Annotated in this window: 3 protein-coding genes; 2 read left to right on the forward strand and 1 reads right to left on the reverse strand. The window is 59.6% G+C overall.

Going from position 1 to position 18,530, the window contains the following annotated elements:
- Positions 1 to 46: 46 nt before the first annotated feature.
- Positions 47 to 1,399: a TolC family outer membrane protein gene (locus U5A08_RS01490; protein WP_253392673.1), complete on the reverse strand. Its 1,353-nt coding sequence runs from the start codon at positions 1,397 to 1,399 to the stop codon at positions 47 to 49.
- 346 nt (positions 1,400 to 1,745) lie between these two features.
- Here U5A08_RS01490 and U5A08_RS01495 point away from each other — a divergent pair, with 346 nt between their 5' ends.
- Both U5A08_RS01495 and U5A08_RS01500 read left to right on the forward strand, forming a co-directional pair.
- Complete coding sequence (locus U5A08_RS01495) at positions 1,746 to 18,044, forward strand: retention module-containing protein (protein WP_321849990.1); 16,299 nt, start codon at positions 1,746 to 1,748, stop codon at positions 18,042 to 18,044.
- 123 nt (positions 18,045 to 18,167) lie between these two features.
- Positions 18,168 to 18,506: a tryptophan synthase subunit beta gene (locus tag U5A08_RS01500; protein WP_253392683.1), complete on the forward strand. Its 339-nt coding sequence runs from the start codon at positions 18,168 to 18,170 to the stop codon at positions 18,504 to 18,506.
- The last annotated feature ends 24 nt before the right edge of the window (positions 18,507 to 18,530 follow it).

Raw genomic sequence — 18,530 nt, forward strand, 5'->3', positions numbered from 1 at the left:
GCTGACTCTCACTTAATGCAGTTGAGTGGTCCAACTCCGTCAAGAATCAGTTCATCCCTGGCAGGTTTACCGACGGTTTAATATCGTTTTGCACAACCGATGCCATCGGAGCAACCACGCCCTGACTTTTCAGCAGTTGGCCCATATCAGCCTTGATTCGATACTGCGTATATAGCTGCAGGCTTTTGATCTCCGCCAGGCGCTGCTGCGCAGTGAACAGTTCATTCTCGCTGTCGAGCAAGTCGAGCAGTGTACGCTCACCGAGGCTGAACTGCTGCTGGTACGAGGTGCGCACTTTATTGCTGCGGTCTACGTATTGCTGCGCGATCGGCACCTGCTGGGTCGCGTTATTGTAGGCGTTCCACGCCAGGCCCAGCTCTTCGTTCAGCTGACGCAGGGCGTTGTTGCGGATATCCAGCGCCTGGGTGGCCTGGGAGGCCTTGGACTGCAGGTTGGCCTTGTCGCTGCCGCCGTTGAACAGGTTGAACTGCATGTTCAACATGGCGGAATAGCCATTGTCATGGCCTTCTTCGCCGCCGATGTTGTTGTTGGCCGAGCGTTGCAGTACCGCATCAAAGCGCGGGTAGAAGGTCGATTTAGCGGATTCGTACTGCTTTTCAGCGGCGCTGATATCCGACTCGGCAGAGCGCAATACCGGGCTGTCCGCAATCATCTGGCGACGGGCTTCATCCAGGCTGGCCGGCAGCAAGGTCACAACACCCGACGGCCTCTCCAGTTGGTCGGGCTCTTGGCCGACCACGCTCAAGTAGTTGGTGTTCGCGTCAGCCAGGTTGGTCTGTTCGGTGATCAAGTTGTTTTGAGCTTGAGCCAGACGGGCTTCGGCCTGGTCCATGTCCGCCATTCTTCCGACGCCACGGCTGGTGCGCAATTTGATCTGGTCAAAAATACGTTCGTGGCTTTTCAGGTTGTCTTCTGCCAATTGCACCATCTCGCGACGGGTCAAGACATCCAGATAAACCTGGGCGACCGTCAGGGCGGTGCGCTCGGTAGTGTTGAGCAGTGCATAGCCCCGGGAATTGGCGGTGGCTTGTTGGCGGCCTATTTCATTTTGGGTGCCAAAACCTTGGAACAGGTTTTGCTGCAGGCGAATGGTTGATTCGCCGCGGTTCAAGGTCTTCCATTCGTGGCTGTTGCTGGCTGCGCGGGTCGAGGTGTTATCCGAGCGTTCACGGCCATAACCGCCCAGCAAGTCGACTTTAGGCAGGTAGCCGCCTTTGGCTGCGTCGACTTGGTAGTCAGCAGCAATGCGTGCATTGACACCCGATTGGATCTCCGGATGGACTTCCACCGCTTTCTGCATCGCCTCCGTCAGGGTTTGAGCCTGTACGAAACTGGCGGCTAGAGCAAAAGGCAAAGCTTTGAATAAGTGCAAACGCATTGTGATTCTTCCCTGGGGATTGGTTGCCTGAAAAACCGCAACAAACTTGGATAGTGCATTGGAGTGGCAACCGAAATCACTGCTTGTCATGAGAGCTGGACGGTGCAAACAGAAAGTCGCGATGCCGCTTAAATATCAATGTGACATTACCGGGCAGATTGTTTAGGATGGCGTCAAATAGGTCAATACCTTGACGGAAAAGTAATTTGCTGATTGAAACAACAAATTATTGACGCCAAATTTTTTTACATGGGATTAACGTACTCCAGCTATTGAATCGGCACGAGAGAAAAAGGCCGGTCTCCATGATGGATACCCCTGAACGGTAATACACGGAGAGTCTTTTATGAGCAGCGTTGCGGTCGTCAAAAGCATTGTCGGTCAAGTGTTTGCGGTATCTCCGGAAGGGATTCGTCGCCTGCTGGTAGAAGGGGATCGCTTGTTCACTGGGGAGCTGGTGGAAACCGGTCCTGGCGGCTCCGTGTCGCTGGAGCTTGCCGATGGCCGCACCCTGGACCTGGGTCGCGACAGCCAGTGGAGCGCGAACGCGCCTGACTCGGTGACCGACCTGAGCGCTGCCACTGCCCAGGCGGCACCTTCCGTTGCCGAGCTGCAGCAAGCCATCGCTGCCGGTGCCGACCCGACCCAAGACCTCGAAGCCACCGCTGCTGGTCAGACTGCCACCGGCGCAGACGGCGTCGCGGGCGGCGGCCACAGCTTTGTCGTGCTGGAAGCCACCGCAGGCACGGTTGACCCTACTATCGGTTACCCGACGAACGGCTTGAATGCCGGCGATGCCGCGGCCAATCAGTTCACCGCCGCTACCAATAATGGCGTCGACCCACTCAACGTCACCATCACCCTGACCGCCACGCCGAGCATCACCGAAGCCGGTGGCGTCGTGGTTTACACCGCGTTCATCACCCAGGCGCCGACCAGTGACCTGACCGTCACCTTGTCCAACGGCCTGTCCGTCGTGATTCTCGCCGGCCAGACCTCGGGCGCACTGAACGTCACGTTCGCGGGCAATGACACGCCTTACCTGGATGCCTCGTCGATCTCCGCCACCATCGCCGGTACGTCCGGCGGCGGCAACCTGATCATTACCACGGACCCGGCGCCGGCGGTTACGCAGATCAATGACACCATCGACACCACCACCGTCACGCTGAGCGCGAACGCGTCGGTCGATGAGGGTGGTCAGATCGTCTATACCGCGACCGTGAACAACGCCGCGCAGACCGACGTCACCATCACGCTGTCCAACAACACCACTATCACCATCGAAGCCGGTAAAACCACGGGCACCGTCAGCGTCGATACGCCGGCAAACCTGGCCGACGGCAAAGACCTGACCGTCAGCGCCACCATCACCGGTGCGAGCGGCGGTAACTACGAAAACCTGGCGATCAACCCGGAAGCCGCCACGACCACAGTGGTCGCTGTCGACGATCCGAGCGTGCTGGTCGCGGACACCAACACCGTTGTCGAGGATCTGGCTGCCACTGGCAACGTGCTGAGCAATGACAGCGACATCGACAACGTGCTGACCGTCGCGACGTTTACCGTCGACGGCAACACGTATGCCGCAGGCAAAGTCGCCTTTATCGAAGGTGTCGGCTCCATCACCATCGGTGCGGATGGCGCGTATGCGTTTAACCCGGCCAAGGATTTCAACGGTGAAGTGCCGCAGATCGGCTACACCACCAATACCGGTTCGAGCAGCACGCTGGACGTGACGGTGACGCCGGTTAACGATGCGCCGGTGGCAGCGGTTGTTGAAGCTGGCGGGGCTGAAGATTCGGCCCAGGGCATTGCGGTCACACTGAGTGCGACCGATGTGGATGGCCTGGCGAACGTGAAATCGTTCACCGTCGGCACGCCGACCAACGGCACGTTCTACACCGACGCGGCCATGACCAAGCCAGTAACGGGCGCTATTGATGCCACCAATGGCGAAGCCACGGTGTACTTCAAGCCAAATGCGAACTTCAACGGCACCGCGGACTTCACCTACACCGCGACCGACAGCGGCAACGCTGACGGCAGCAATCCGCTGACTTCTGCGCCTGCCAACGGCACCATCACCGTGACTCCGGTCAACGATGCGCCAGAAGCTATCGCCACTACTGCGACCGGTTCCGAAGATCCGGCCCAGGGCATTGAAGTCAAACTTTCGGCTACTGATATCGATGGCGTGGAGAACGTGAAATCGTTCACCGTCGGCACGCCAACCAATGGCACCTTCTACACCGATGCCGCGATGACCAAGCCGGTGACCGGTTCCATTGATGCGGTCAACGGCGAAGCGACCGTTTACTTCAAACCAAACGAAAACTTCCACGGCACCGCGGATTTCACCTACACCGCGACCGACGGCGGCAACGCTGACGGCAGCAGCCCGCTGACTTCTGCGCCTGCTAACGGCACCATCACCGTGACCCCGGTCAACGACGCGCCGGTGGCTGATGCCACTGCTGCGACCGGTGCTGAAGATCCAAGCGTAGGCATCGCGGTCAAACTGTCCGCGACCGACGTAGACAGTCCGACGGACGTTAAATCGTTCACCGTCGGCACGCCAACCAATGGCACGTTCTACACCGACGCGGCCATGACCAAACCGGTGACCGGTTCGATTGATGCGGTCAACGGCGAAGCGACTGTTTACTTCAAACCGAACGAAAACTTCCACGGCACCGCGGACTTCACCTACACCGCCACCGACGGCGGCAACGCTGACGGCGGCAGCCCGCTGACCTCGGCTCCAGCCAACGGCACCATCACCGTGACTGCGGTCAACGACGCGCCGGTGGCTGATGCCACTGCTGCGACCGGTGCTGAAGATCCAAGCGTAGGCATCGCGGTCAAACTGTCCGCCACCGACGTAGACAGTCCGACGGACGTGAAATCGTTCACCGTCGGCACGCCAACCAACGGCACCTTCTACACCGACGCGGCGATGACCAAACCGGTGACCGGTTCCATTGATGCGGTCAACGGCGAAGCCACGGTTTACTTCAAACCGAACGAAAACTTCCACGGCACCGCGGACTTCACCTACACCGCTACCGACGGCGGCAACGCTGACGGCACCAACCCGCTGACCTCGGCTCCAGCCAATGGCACCATCACCGTGACTGCGGTCAACGACGCGCCGGTGGCTGCGGAAACTGCTGCGACCGGTGCTGAAGATCCAAGCGTAGGCATCGAGGTCAAGCTGTCTGCCACCGACGTAGATGGCGTGGCGGACGTGAAATCCTTCACCGTCGGCACGCCAACCAATGGCACCTTCTACACCGACGCGGCGATGACTAAACCGGTGACTGGTTCCATTGACGCGGTCAACGGCGAAGCCACCGTTTACTTCAAGCCAAACGAAAACTTCAACGGCACCGCGAACTTCACCTACACCGCGACCGACGGCGGTATTACTGGCGACGGCAGCCCGCTGACTTCGACCCCAGCCAACGGCACCATCACGGTGACTGCGGTCAACGACGCGCCAGTACTGGGCAACGCTTCGACCAACGCATTCGGCGACACCTACATTGAAGGCAAGCCAGGCGGCTACGTGGCGGCGACCTTGACCGTCAGCGACGTCGACAACAGCACCCTGCAAAGCGCCAAAGTCACACTCGTCAACCACCTGGCAGACGATGTGCTGATCGCAGATGTCAGCAACACCAAAATTGCAGTCAGCTACGACAAAGCCACTGGCATCCTGACCCTGTCTGGTGAAGCCACCAAGGCGGAATACCAGGAAGTCCTGCGTTCGGTGCACTTCGCCAGCGAAAGCGAGAACCCGGACCCGGCCAATCGCACCCTGACCATCACCGTCAACGACGGTCAGCTGGATTCGGCACCCGTGACCTCCGTGGTGAACGTGGTTCCGGTGAACGATCCGCCTGAGGTCAAGTTCGACAGCACCACGTTCACTGAACAAAAAGACGCGGTCGCGCTGGTCGAAAACCTGACCATCAAAGACGTCGACAACACCACCTTCAGCAAAGTCGTGGTCACTGTCGACAACCTGGCTTCGGGTGACGTGCTCAGCAATACCGACGTGCTCAAGGCCCTGGCCGTTGCCGGCATCACCATCACCCAGAGCGGCAGCGCCGCCGACGGGAAAATCGTCTACACCCTCACCAGCGACTCGGCGACCGGCAGCAGCGCCGCCGACTTCGTCAAGGTAGTTGAAGCCATCACCTTCCAGAGCCCGGGCGACAATCCTGTCGGCACTGATCGTACCGTCACCATCGATGTGACTGACGTCGGCGGCGCCAACCTGGATCGCGAACCGCCGGAAACCGGCAGCGCCACCGGCAAGGTCACTATCGACCTGTTCAACGACGCACCGATTGCATCGGCCGACAACACCACCGCCGATGAAGACCATACGGCCAAGATCGTGCTGGACGGCAAGGATGTGGACGGTACCGTCTCCAGCTTTGTCATCACCACCTTGCCGGAAAACGGCAAGCTGTACAGCGACGCCACGCTGCAAACCGAACTCAAAGTCGGCGATTCGGTGCCAGCGGGTGCCGACGGCAAGGCCGCGGTTTACTTCGCCCCGACCGGCGACTGGAGCGGCAAAACTGAACTGACCTTCACCGCGGTCGACAACGGCGGTAAATCGAGCACCGTGACGACGGCCGACATCACGATCGCACCAGTTACCGACACTCCGCACCTGGGCCTGCTCGGCGGCGGCCCTGTGACCTCGATCAACTTCGACGGCGCCAACCTTAATGGTTCGTGGGGCATCGTCGGGGTAAATGACGCCAACAACGCGCCTGTCAGTGGCACCTCGAGCACTCCGTGGCTCACAGGGAATGCCGACGGCCAAGTCGAAATCGGCCAAAGCAGCATCTACGGCGTAGAGACCCCAGGCAACAGCCAGGTCATCGAGCTTGAGAAAAACGCCGGCGACGACGCCAGCCTGTACACCATCATCAAGGCAGAAGCCGGCACGGCGTACACCATCTCGGTCGACTACTCGCCACGTGCGGGTGCCGAGAACAATTCGGTGATCGACGTATTCTGGGGCGGCGTCAAAGTCGGCACCCTGGATAGCACCACCGTTGGCATGCAGACTTACACCTTCGTCGTGCCGGTCACCGCTGACGGCGATGCCAAGCTCGAATTCAAAGCCCCGGCTGGCGAGACAAACAACTCGTTGGGCGGCGTGCTGGACAACATCAACGTCACCCAGGTGCTGAACACCGGCCTGGAAGACCATGCGATCAAGCTGTCGACCATCGACGCCTACGCCACCGACAAGGATGGCTCCGAGACGCTCAAGCTGGAAATCAGCGGCGTCCCGCTCAACGCGACCATCACCGATGGCACGCCGGGTCACACCTTCACAGCGACAGCTGGCAATCAAAGCGTCGACATCAGCGACTGGAACAAGGCCACCCTGGTCTTCACCCCGGCGGAAAACGCCAACGGCCTGGTGAACCTGACTGTCACTGCGACTGCGCAGGACGGCACCGCTGATCCGAAGTCTGAATCGATCACCCTGCCGATCAATGTGATAGCGGTCAACGACCTGCCGGTGATCGTTGTAGAGGCGAATACCTTGGTCGAAGAGAAGGTGGCCGAAGGCACCGTTGCCGGTACCTTTACCGTCAGTGATGTTGAAACCCCGGTTGCTGACTTGAAAGTGACTTTCACTGGCGACAGCAACAAAGACGGTTACTACACCATCGTCGGTAACGCCGTGGTGCTGACCCTGGCGGGTGCGGACTTCGTTAACGCGGGTAACAAACTGCCTGCTATCGACCTGACCGTGACCGATGCCGATAAAGGCAGTTCTCACGCCAGCGACACGCCAACCGTGACCCTGGTTAACGACATCCCGGTTATCGACGTAATCGCGACGACTGTGGTTGAAAACAGCGCGGTTGCGGGCACCGTCGTAGGCAACTTCACCGCCAGCGATGAAGAAACCCTGCGCGCTGACCTGAAGGTCACCTTCACCGGCGACAGCAACAAAGACGGTTACTACGCGATCTCCGGCGACACCGTGGTGCTGACTAAAGAAGGCGCGGACTACGTCAACACTGGCAAACCACTGCCGGCTATCGACCTGACCGTGACAGACGCGAGTAACGCCAGCTCGCACGCCAGCGATACGCCAACCGTGACCCTGGTTAACGACATCCCGGTTATCGACGTAATCGCGACGACTGTGGTTGAAAACAGCGCGGTTGCAGGCACCGTCGTAGGTAACTTCACCGCCAGCGATGAAGAAACCCTGCGCGCTGACCTGAAAGTGACCTTCACCGGCGATAGCAACAAAGACGGCTACTACGCCATCTCTGGCGACACCGTGGTGCTGACTAAAGAAGGCGCGGACTACGTCAACACCGGCAAACCACTGCCAGTGATCGACTTGACCGTCACCGACGCGAACAACGCCAGCTCCCACGCCAGCGACACGCCGACCGTGACCCTGGTTAACGACATCCCGGTCATCGACGTGATCGCCACCACCGTGGTTGAAAACACTGCCGTTGCCGGCACCGTTGTAGGCAACTTCACCGCCAGCGATGAAGAAACCCTGCGTGCCGACCTGAAAGTCACCTTCACCGGCGACAGCAACAAAGACGGTTACTACGCGATCTCCGGCGACACCGTCGTGCTGACCAAAGAAGGCGCGGACTACGTCAACACCGGCAAACCACTGCCAGTGATCGACCTGACCGTCACCGACGCGAACAACGCCAGCTCGCACGCCAGCGACACGCCGACCGTGACCCTGGTTAACGACATCCCGGTCATCGACGTAATCGCCACCACCGTGGTTGAAAACAGCGCGGTTGCAGGCACTGTCGTAGGTAACTTCACCGCCAGCGATGAAGAAACCCTGCGCGCTGACCTGAAAGTGACCTTCACCGGCGACAGCAACAAAGACGGCTACTACGCCATCTCCGGTGACACCGTCGTGCTGACCAAAGAGGGCGCGGATTACGTCAACACCGGCAAACCACTGCCGGCTATCGACCTGACCGTCACCGACGCGAACAACGCCAGCTCGCACGCCAGCGACACGCCGACCGTGACCCTGGTTAACGACATCCCGGTCATCGACGTAATCGCCACCACCGTGGTTGAAAACAGCGCGGTTGCAGGCACCGTTGTAGGCAACTTCACCGCCAGCGATGAAGAAACCCTGCGCGCTGACCTGAAAGTGACCTTCACCGGCGACAGCAACAAAGACGGTTACTACGCGATCTCCGGCGACACCGTCGTGCTGACCAAAGAAGGCGCGGACTACGTCAACACCGGCAAACCACTGCCAGTGATCGACCTGACCGTGACAGACGCGAACAACGCCAGCTCGCACGCCAGCGACACGCCGACCGTGACCCTGGTTAACGACATCCCGGTCATCGACGTGATCGCCACCACCGTGGTTGAAAACAGCGCGGTTGCAGGCACTGTCGTAGGTAACTTCACCGCCAGCGATGAAGAAACCCTGCGCGCTGACCTGAAGGTCACCTTCACCGGCGACAGCAACAAAGACGGTTACTACGCCATCTCCGGCGACACCGTCGTGCTGACCAAAGAAGGCGCGGACTACGTCAACACCGGCAAACCACTGCCAGTGATCGACTTGACCGTCACCGACGCGAACAACGCCAGCTCCCACGCCAGCGACACGCCAACCGTGACCCTGGTTAACGACATCCCGGTCATCGACGTGATCGCCACCACCGTGGTTGAAAACACTGCCGTTGCCGGCACCGTTGTAGGCAACTTCACCGCCAGCGATGAAGAAACCCTGCGCGCTGACCTGAAGGTCACCTTCACCGGCGACAGCAACAAAGACGGCTACTACGCCATCTCTGGCGACACCGTGGTGCTGACCAAAGAGGGCGCGGACTACGTCAACACCGGCAAACCACTGCCAGTGATCGACTTGACCGTCACCGACGCGAACAACGCCAGCTCGCACGCCAGCGACACGCCGACCGTGACCCTGGTTAACGACATCCCGGTCATCGACGTAATCGCCACCACCGTGGTTGAAAACACTGCCGTTGCCGGCACCGTTGTAGGTAACTTCACCGCCAGCGATGAAGAAACCCTGCGCGCTGACCTGAAGGTCACCTTCACCGGCGACAGCAACAAAGACGGTTACTACGCGATCTCCGGCGACACCGTCGTGCTGACTAAAGAAGGCGCGGACTACGTCAACACCGGCAAACCACTGCCAGTGATCGACTTGACCGTCACCGACGCGAACAACGCCAGCTCCCACGCCAGCGACACGCCGACCGTGACCCTGGTTAACGACATCCCGGTTATCGACGTAATCGCGACGACTGTGGTTGAAAACAGCGCGGTTGCGGGCACCGTCGTAGGCAACTTCACCGCCAGCGATGAAGAAACCCTGCGCGCTGACCTGAAGGTCACCTTCACCGGCGACAGCAACAAAGACGGTTACTACGCGATCTCCGGCGACACCGTGGTGCTGACTAAAGAAGGCGCGGACTACGTCAACACTGGCAAACCACTGCCGGCTATCGACCTGACCGTGACAGACGCGAGTAACGCCAGCTCGCACGCCAGCGATACGCCAACCGTGACCCTGGTTAACGACATCCCGGTTATCGACGTAATCGCGACGACTGTGGTTGAAAACAGCGCGGTTGCAGGCACCGTCGTAGGTAACTTCACCGCCAGCGATGAAGAAACCCTGCGCGCTGACCTGAAAGTGACCTTCACCGGCGATAGCAACAAAGACGGCTACTACGCCATCTCTGGCGACACCGTGGTGCTGACTAAAGAAGGCGCGGACTACGTCAACACCGGCAAACCACTGCCAGTGATCGACTTGACCGTCACCGACGCGAACAACGCCAGCTCCCACGCCAGCGACACGCCGACCGTGACCCTGGTTAACGACATCCCGGTCATCGACGTGATCGCCACCACCGTGGTTGAAAACACTGCCGTTGCCGGCACCGTTGTAGGCAACTTCACCGCCAGCGATGAAGAAACCCTGCGTGCCGACCTGAAAGTCACCTTCACCGGCGACAGCAACAAAGACGGTTACTACGCGATCTCCGGCGACACCGTCGTGCTGACCAAAGAAGGCGCGGACTACGTCAACACCGGCAAACCACTGCCAGTGATCGACCTGACCGTCACCGACGCGAACAACGCCAGCTCGCACGCCAGCGACACGCCGACCGTGACCCTGGTTAACGACATCCCGGTCATCGACGTAATCGCCACCACCGTGGTTGAAAACAGCGCGGTTGCAGGCACTGTCGTAGGTAACTTCACCGCCAGCGATGAAGAAACCCTGCGCGCTGACCTGAAAGTGACCTTCACCGGCGACAGCAACAAAGACGGCTACTACGCCATCTCCGGTGACACCGTCGTGCTGACCAAAGAGGGCGCGGATTACGTCAACACCGGCAAACCACTGCCGGCTATCGACCTGACCGTCACCGACGCGAACAACGCCAGCTCGCACGCCAGCGACACGCCGACCGTGACCCTGGTTAACGACATCCCGGTCATCGACGTGATCGCCACCACCGTGGTTGAAAACAGCGCGGTTGCAGGCACTGTCGTAGGTAACTTCACCGCCAGCGATGAAGAAACCCTGCGCGCTGACCTGAAGGTCACCTTCACCGGCGACAGCAACAAAGACGGTTACTACGCCATCTCCGGCGACACCGTCGTGCTGACCAAAGAAGGCGCGGACTACGTCAACACCGGCAAACCACTGCCAGTGATCGACTTGACCGTCACCGACGCGAACAACGCCAGCTCCCACGCCAGCGACACGCCAACCGTGACCCTGGTTAACGACATCCCGGTCATCGACGTGATCGCCACCACCGTGGTTGAAAACACTGCCGTTGCCGGCACCGTTGTAGGCAACTTCACCGCCAGCGATGAAGAAACCCTGCGCGCTGACCTGAAGGTCACCTTCACCGGCGACAGCAACAAAGACGGCTACTACGCCATCTCTGGCGACACCGTGGTGCTGACCAAAGAGGGCGCGGACTACGTCAACACCGGCAAACCACTGCCAGTGATCGACTTGACCGTCACCGACGCGAACAACGCCAGCTCGCACGCCAGCGACACGCCGACCGTGACCCTGGTTAACGACATCCCGGTCATCGACGTAATCGCCACCACCGTGGTTGAAAACACTGCCGTTGCCGGCACCGTTGTAGGCAACTTCACCGCCAGCGATGAAGAAACCCTGCGCGCTGACCTGAAGGTCACCTTCACCGGCGACAGCAACAAAGACGGCTACTACGCCATCTCTGGCGACACCGTGGTGCTGACCAAAGAGGGCGCGGACTACGTCAACACCGGCAAACCACTGCCAGTGATCGACTTGACCGTCACCGACGCGAACAACGCCAGCTCGCACGCCAGCGACACGCCGACCGTGACCCTGGTTAACGACATCCCGGTCATCGACGTAATCGCCACCACCGTGGTTGAAAACAGCGCGGTTGCAGGCACTGTCGTAGGTAACTTCACCGCCAGCGATGAAGAAACCCTGCGCGCTGACCTGAAAGTGACCTTCACCGGCGACAGCAACAAAGACGGCTACTACGCCATCTCCGGTGACACCGTCGTGCTGACCAAAGAGGGCGCGGATTACGTCAACACCGGCAAACCACTGCCGGCTATCGACCTGACCGTCACCGACGCGAACAACGCCAGCTCGCACGCCAGCGACACGCCGACCGTGACCCTGGTTAACGACATCCCGGTCATCGACGTGATCGCCACCACCGTGGTTGAAAACAGCGCGGTTGCAGGCACTGTCGTAGGTAACTTCACCGCCAGCGATGAAGAAACCCTGCGCGCTGACCTGAAGGTCACCTTCACCGGCGACAGCAACAAAGACGGTTACTACGCCATCTCCGGCGACACCGTCGTGCTGACCAAAGAAGGCGCGGACTACGTCAACACCGGCAAACCACTGCCAGTGATCGACTTGACCGTCACCGACGCGAACAACGCCAGCTCCCACGCCAGCGACACGCCAACCGTGACCCTGGTTAACGACATCCCGGTCATCGACGTGATCGCCACCACCGTGGTTGAAAACACTGCCGTTGCCGGCACCGTTGTAGGCAACTTCACCGCCAGCGATGAAGAAACCCTGCGCGCTGACCTGAAGGTCACCTTCACCGGCGACAGCAACAAAGACGGCTACTACGCCATCTCTGGCGACACCGTGGTGCTGACCAAAGAGGGCGCGGACTACGTCAACACCGGCAAACCACTGCCAGTGATCGACTTGACCGTCACCGACGCGAACAACGCCAGCTCCCACGCCAGCGACACGCCAACCGTGACCCTGGTTAACGACATCCCGGTCATCGACGTGATCGCCACCACCGTGGTTGAAAACACTGCCGTTGCCGGCACCGTTGTAGGCAACTTCACCGCCAGCGATGAAGAAACCCTGCGCGCTGACCTGAAGGTCACCTTCACCGGCGACAGCAACAAAGACGGCTACTACGCCATCTCTGGCGACACCGTGGTGCTGACCAAAGAGGGCGCGGACTACGTCAACACCGGCAAACCACTGCCAGTGATCGACTTGACCGTCACCGACGCGAACAACGCCAGCTCGCACGCCAGCGACACGCCGACCGTGACCCTGGTTAACGACATCCCGGTCATCGACGTAATCGCCACCACCGTGGTTGAAAACAGCGCGGTTGCAGGCACTGTCGTAGGTAACTTCACCGCCAGCGATGAAGAAACCCTGCGCGCTGACCTGAAAGTGACCTTCACCGGCGACAGCAACAAAGACGGCTACTACGCCATCTCCGGTGACACCGTCGTGCTGACCAAAGAGGGCGCGGATTACGTCAACACCGGCAAACCACTGCCGGCTATCGACCTGACCGTCACCGACGCGAACAACGCCAGCTCGCACGCCAGCGACACGCCGACCGTGACCCTGGTTAACGACATCCCGGTCATCGACGTGATCGCCACCACCGTGGTTGAAAACAGCGCGGTTGCAGGCACTGTCGTAGGTAACTTCACCGCCAGCGATGAAGAAACCCTGCGCGCTGACCTGAAGGTCACCTTCACCGGCGACAGCAACAAAGACGGTTACTACGCCATCTCCGGCGACACCGTCGTGCTGACCAAAGAAGGCGCGGACTACGTCAACACCGGCAAACCACTGCCAGTGATCGACTTGACCGTCACCGACGCGAACAACGCCAGCTCCCACGCCAGCGACACGCCAACCGTGACCCTGGTTAACGACATCCCGGTCATCGACGTGATCGCCACCACCGTGGTTGAAAACACTGCCGTTGCCGGCACCGTTGTAGGCAACTTCACCGCCAGCGATGAAGAAACCCTGCGCGCTGACCTGAAGGTCACCTTCACCGGCGACAGCAACAAAGACGGCTACTACGCCATCTCTGGCGACACCGTGGTGCTGACCAAAGAGGGCGCGGACTACGTCAACACCGGCAAACCACTGCCAGTGATCGACTTGACCGTCACCGACGCGAACAACGCCAGCTCGCACGCCAGCGACACGCCGACCGTGACCCTGGTTAACGACATCCCGGTCATCGACGTAATCGCCACCACCGTGGTTGAAAACACTGCCGTTGCCGGCACCGTTGTAGGTAACTTCACCGCCAGCGATGAAGAAACCCTGCGCGCTGACCTGAAGGTCACCTTCACCGGCGACAGCAACAAAGACGGTTACTACGCGATCTCCGGCGACACCGTCGTGCTGACTAAAGAAGGCGCGGACTACGTCAACACCGGCAAACCACTGCCAGTGATCGACTTGACCGTGACAGACGCGAGTAACGCCAGCTCGCACGCCAGCGACACGCCAACCGTGACTCTGGTTAACGACATCCCGGTTATCGACGTAATCGCGACGACTGTGGTTGAAAACAGCGCGGTTGCAGGCACCGTCGTAGGTAACTTCACCGCCAGCGATGAAGAAACCCTGCGCGCTGACCTGAAGGTCACCTTCACCGGCGACAGCAACAAAGACGGCTACTACGCAATCTCTGGCGACACCGTCGTGCTGACGCAAAAAGGCGCGGACTACGTCAACACTGGCAAACCACTGCCGGTCATTGACCTGACCGTGACTGACGCGAGTAACGCCAGCTCGCACGCCAGCGACACGCCAACCGTCACCCTGGTCAACGACGCGCCGACTGCCACCAACGGTTCCATTCAAGGCAACGAAGACACGTCGATCGATCTGCAATGGTCGACCTTCGGTGTCAAGGATGAGGATTCTTTGACCCCGAAAGTGGTATTCACCAGCCTGCCTACCGGCTCCATCGAGTACAAAGTCGGAAGCGAATGGGTCAAGCTCACTGCCGCCGATCTGAAAACCGATACCTCGCCAGGCAAGTCATTCAGCCAGGCTGACTTCGATAGCCACAACGTTCGCTACTCCCCGGTGGCCAACGAATCGGGCGACAACAGCTTTGGCGGCACCGGCGTTGGTAACAAGCAGGTCGACTACACCGAACTGAAGTTCCAAGCTACCGACGGCAGCCTCTACAGCGATACCAAAACCGTCACTGTAGATATCCACCCGGTGGTGGACGTTCCTGTCGTGACGGTCGGTGCATTCAGCGCTGTGCCAACGGGCTTGGTCATTCAAACCTGGGTCGGCGGAAACCTGCCTTCTGCTCTGGGCACCAACGGTAACGGTGCTCCGCTGTCCAGCGATCTGATTAAGGTGCTCGACGCCAAAACCGCCGCCTCCGCCGCCTCCACAGGTGTGACCAGCAATGTCAGCAACAGTAACGTGGTGGAAGGCACAGCCACCAAAGTCTCGGGCCTGATCTTCCTGGAAGCTGGCAAGAGCTACACCTTCACCGGTACTGCCGACGACAGTCTGGCAATCACCGTGGGTGGCAAGCTGGTCGCTACCGAGACCTGGAGCAAGGGCAGCGTGATTACCGGGACGGCCTATACGCCGACCGAGTCGGGTTACTACACTCTCGACATTTACCACTACAACCAGGCTGGTGCGGGCAACTACGACGTCAATGTGTCGATCAACAACGGCTCGTCGATGTCGCTGGGCAACAGCGGCGTGCAGACCTACACCAGCGTGGACGCGTTGAAAGCTGCCGGTGCGGTCCTGGGCGATAGCCACGTGGTCAATGGCGAAGGCTATTACACCGGCTACGTCTACAACCATGGCCTGGAAGACACCACCATCAAGGTCGGCCCGATCACTACCACGTTTGTCGATAACGATGGATCGGAATCACACAAGGTGGAAATCAGCGGCTTGCCGAAAGGCACCGTGATTACCGACGGCACCACTGGCCATAGCATCACTTCGACAGGCACGACAGCGCTCTACGATGTCAGCACCTGGAACCTGAAAACCCTGACGGTTACGCCGTTCAAGGATTCGACCACCAGTTTTGACATGACCGTGAAGGCGACGGCCACAGAGTTGAGCACCGGAGAAACAGCGGTTACGACCGGCAAAGTGAGCATTGTGGTCACTGCGGTCAACGACGCACCGACCCTGGACCTGAGCACCGCAGACGGCTCCGCCCTCACCAGCTACAGCGCGGCTTACACCGAGCGCGGTACCGGTGGCGTAGCGATCACCGGCAGCGTAGCTATCGGTGACGTCGACAGCACCCAGATGCAAAGCGCGACCATCACCTTGAAAAACGCCAGCGCGGGCGACCAACTCAGCTCGAGCCTGGTGACAGTGGGCGGTACTTACAAAGGCGTCACCCTGACCAGCGTCGGTACTGACGTCAGTGGCAAAATCGTCCTGACCCTGTCGGGTGCAGCTGACTCGGCCACCTACAAGTCGCTGCTTGAGTCGTTCCAGTACTCCAGCACCAGCAAGTATCCGACTACGGGTGATCGCACCGTCGAGATCTCGGTGAAGGACAACGAAGGTTCTGACAGCCTGAGTTCGTCGGTGGCGACCAGCACCATTACCGTTGCGCCACAGGCTTATGTGGTGACTGAAGGCGGCGGCGCTGCCGATGTCATCGACCTGAGCAGCTCCTCGGCCAACAACATGGTGGTCGGTGACAAAGGCGGTATCGTCAATGCGGGCAGCAACTACAACATTGCCTTCATCGTCGATACCTCGGGCAGTATCGGTAGCAGTGCGATGACGTCGATCAAGACACAGCTTGCGACCGTGTTCGATACCTTGATCAGCAATGCCGGTAAGAGCGACTCGGGTATTGTGAAAGTGTTGCTGGTCGACTTCGATACTCGGGTCGAAGCGCAGGTCTCGGTCAACCTCGCCGACAAGGACGGTGCTAAAGCTGCCTTGCAGGCTGTGTTGACTCAGATGGCGTCCAAATCGAGCGACATGACCAACTATCAGGATGCGTTCAACGCCGCCACCAATTGGTTCAAGAGCGACGAAGCCACCAGCAATGTGGGTGCAAAAAACCTGACGTACTTCATTACAGACGGTGAGCCGAACGTGTACACCGCCGTTGATGGCAACCCTTACCTGGGCGTGGCCAGTCGGAATGGCTCGTCTGTTTACTTTGACAGCGTCGTCAAGAACTCCAATTACGTCTTGGGTCAGACCTCCTCGGTCACAGCGACAATCAATGGCAAGACGCAGGTGATTGTCGATGGAGCCGGCCATGTCTATTCCTACGATAGTCGTGGCAATCAAACTTACGAAGGCGACGTGGTGGCCAACAGCAGCGGCGGTTTTGACGTCGCGTCGGTCTATAACAACTCCAGCACAGCCATGAGCAACGCCCAGTCGGCCTACTCCGATCTGGTCAACGCGGTTCCAGGCAAGGTTGTCGTCGAGGCCATCGGTTTGGGCTCGAACATTGATACCACTGTGCTCAAGCAGTTTGATACCGATCACACCGTTTCCACGATCGACACCGCGAAGCTGGCGGATGCCATCACCGGCCACGCGGCCGATACCGGCGCCGACACCCTCACCGGTGGTTCGGGTAACGACATTCTGTTCGGCGACCTGATCAGCTACAACAACCTTGAAGGCAGTGCTGCACTCAAGGCGTTCGCGGCCGACAAACTGTCCACAACCGTCGACCACATCGACGACCGCACCTTGCACCAGTTCATCAGCGAGCACGTCGCCGATGTCGGCGCATTGGCCAGCGCGTCGAACATCTACGGTACTAGCGATGGTGCTGACAAACTGATCGGCAACGTCGGCGACGACATTCTGTTCGGGCAAGGCGGTAACGATGTGCTCTCCGGCGGTGCGGGTAACGACATCCTGGTAGGCGGCAAGGGCAACGACACCCTTACCGGCGGCGCGGGGGCGGATACCTTCGTGTGGCTCAAAGGGGATACCAACACCGGGACTGGCGTCGATACCATCACCGACTTCAAGCACGGCGAAGGCGATAAGTTGGACCTGTCCGATTTGCTGCAAGGCAATAACGACGCCAACCTGACCAACTACCTGAAGTTGAGCACCGACTCGGCGGGCAATTCGACGCTGAGTGTCAGCAGCAGCGGTTCGTTCACGGCGCAGGGTGGCACGGCCGATGTCACGATCAAGATCGATGGCGCCAACTGGGGCAGTGGCAGTGCTGCGATCAACAGCCTGATCGCCGGTGGTGACCTGACAGTCAAGCATCACGACTGATCACCCTGGAGCGCCAATCTTTCGGGATTGGTGCTCCACGGGCACCAGCTTTGGGAAAATGTGTGTAATCTCTGTGGGAGCCAGGTGCGGCGCCTGCAGGGATTTTTTATTGGGAGAACGCTGATGTTCTACGTGCAACGCGATCAATACGACGCTTTGGTCCGCGTCGAGGCGCAGGCTTTCGCCGAATCCACCGGGACTCTACCGGCGGATCATCAGGACATTCAGGCGTGGTTTGCCACGGATGTGATCGACAACAGCCTCAAGCAGCTCCAACAGAGCGACTCCGAGATGATTCGGGTGCTCGATGACTTGATTCAGGTGCTGACCGCCAAGGGCGTGATCCGCATCACGGACTTGCCGCCCGCCGCGCAGGTCAAGGTGATGGAGCGTACCCATGCACGGACGGCGCTGGGCGGGTTGAGTGAGCTGATCAATGACGATGAAAGCGGTTTGATCTGAGGCGAGCGCACCTCCTTAACGGCA

The organism is Pseudomonas paraveronii, assembly GCF_963681955.1.
Classification (GTDB): Bacteria; Pseudomonadota; Gammaproteobacteria; order Pseudomonadales; family Pseudomonadaceae; genus Aquipseudomonas; species Aquipseudomonas paraveronii.

Coding starts and splice junctions, on each gene's coding strand:
- U5A08_RS01490 (WP_253392673.1), bottom strand. CDS start 1,399: ATGCGTTTGCACTTATTCAAAGCTTTGCCTTTTGCTCTAGCCGCCAGT.
- U5A08_RS01495 (WP_321849990.1), top strand. CDS start 1,746: ATGAGCAGCGTTGCGGTCGTCAAAAGCATTGTCGGTCAAGTGTTTGCG.
- U5A08_RS01500 (WP_253392683.1), top strand. CDS start 18,168: ATGTTCTACGTGCAACGCGATCAATACGACGCTTTGGTCCGCGTCGAG.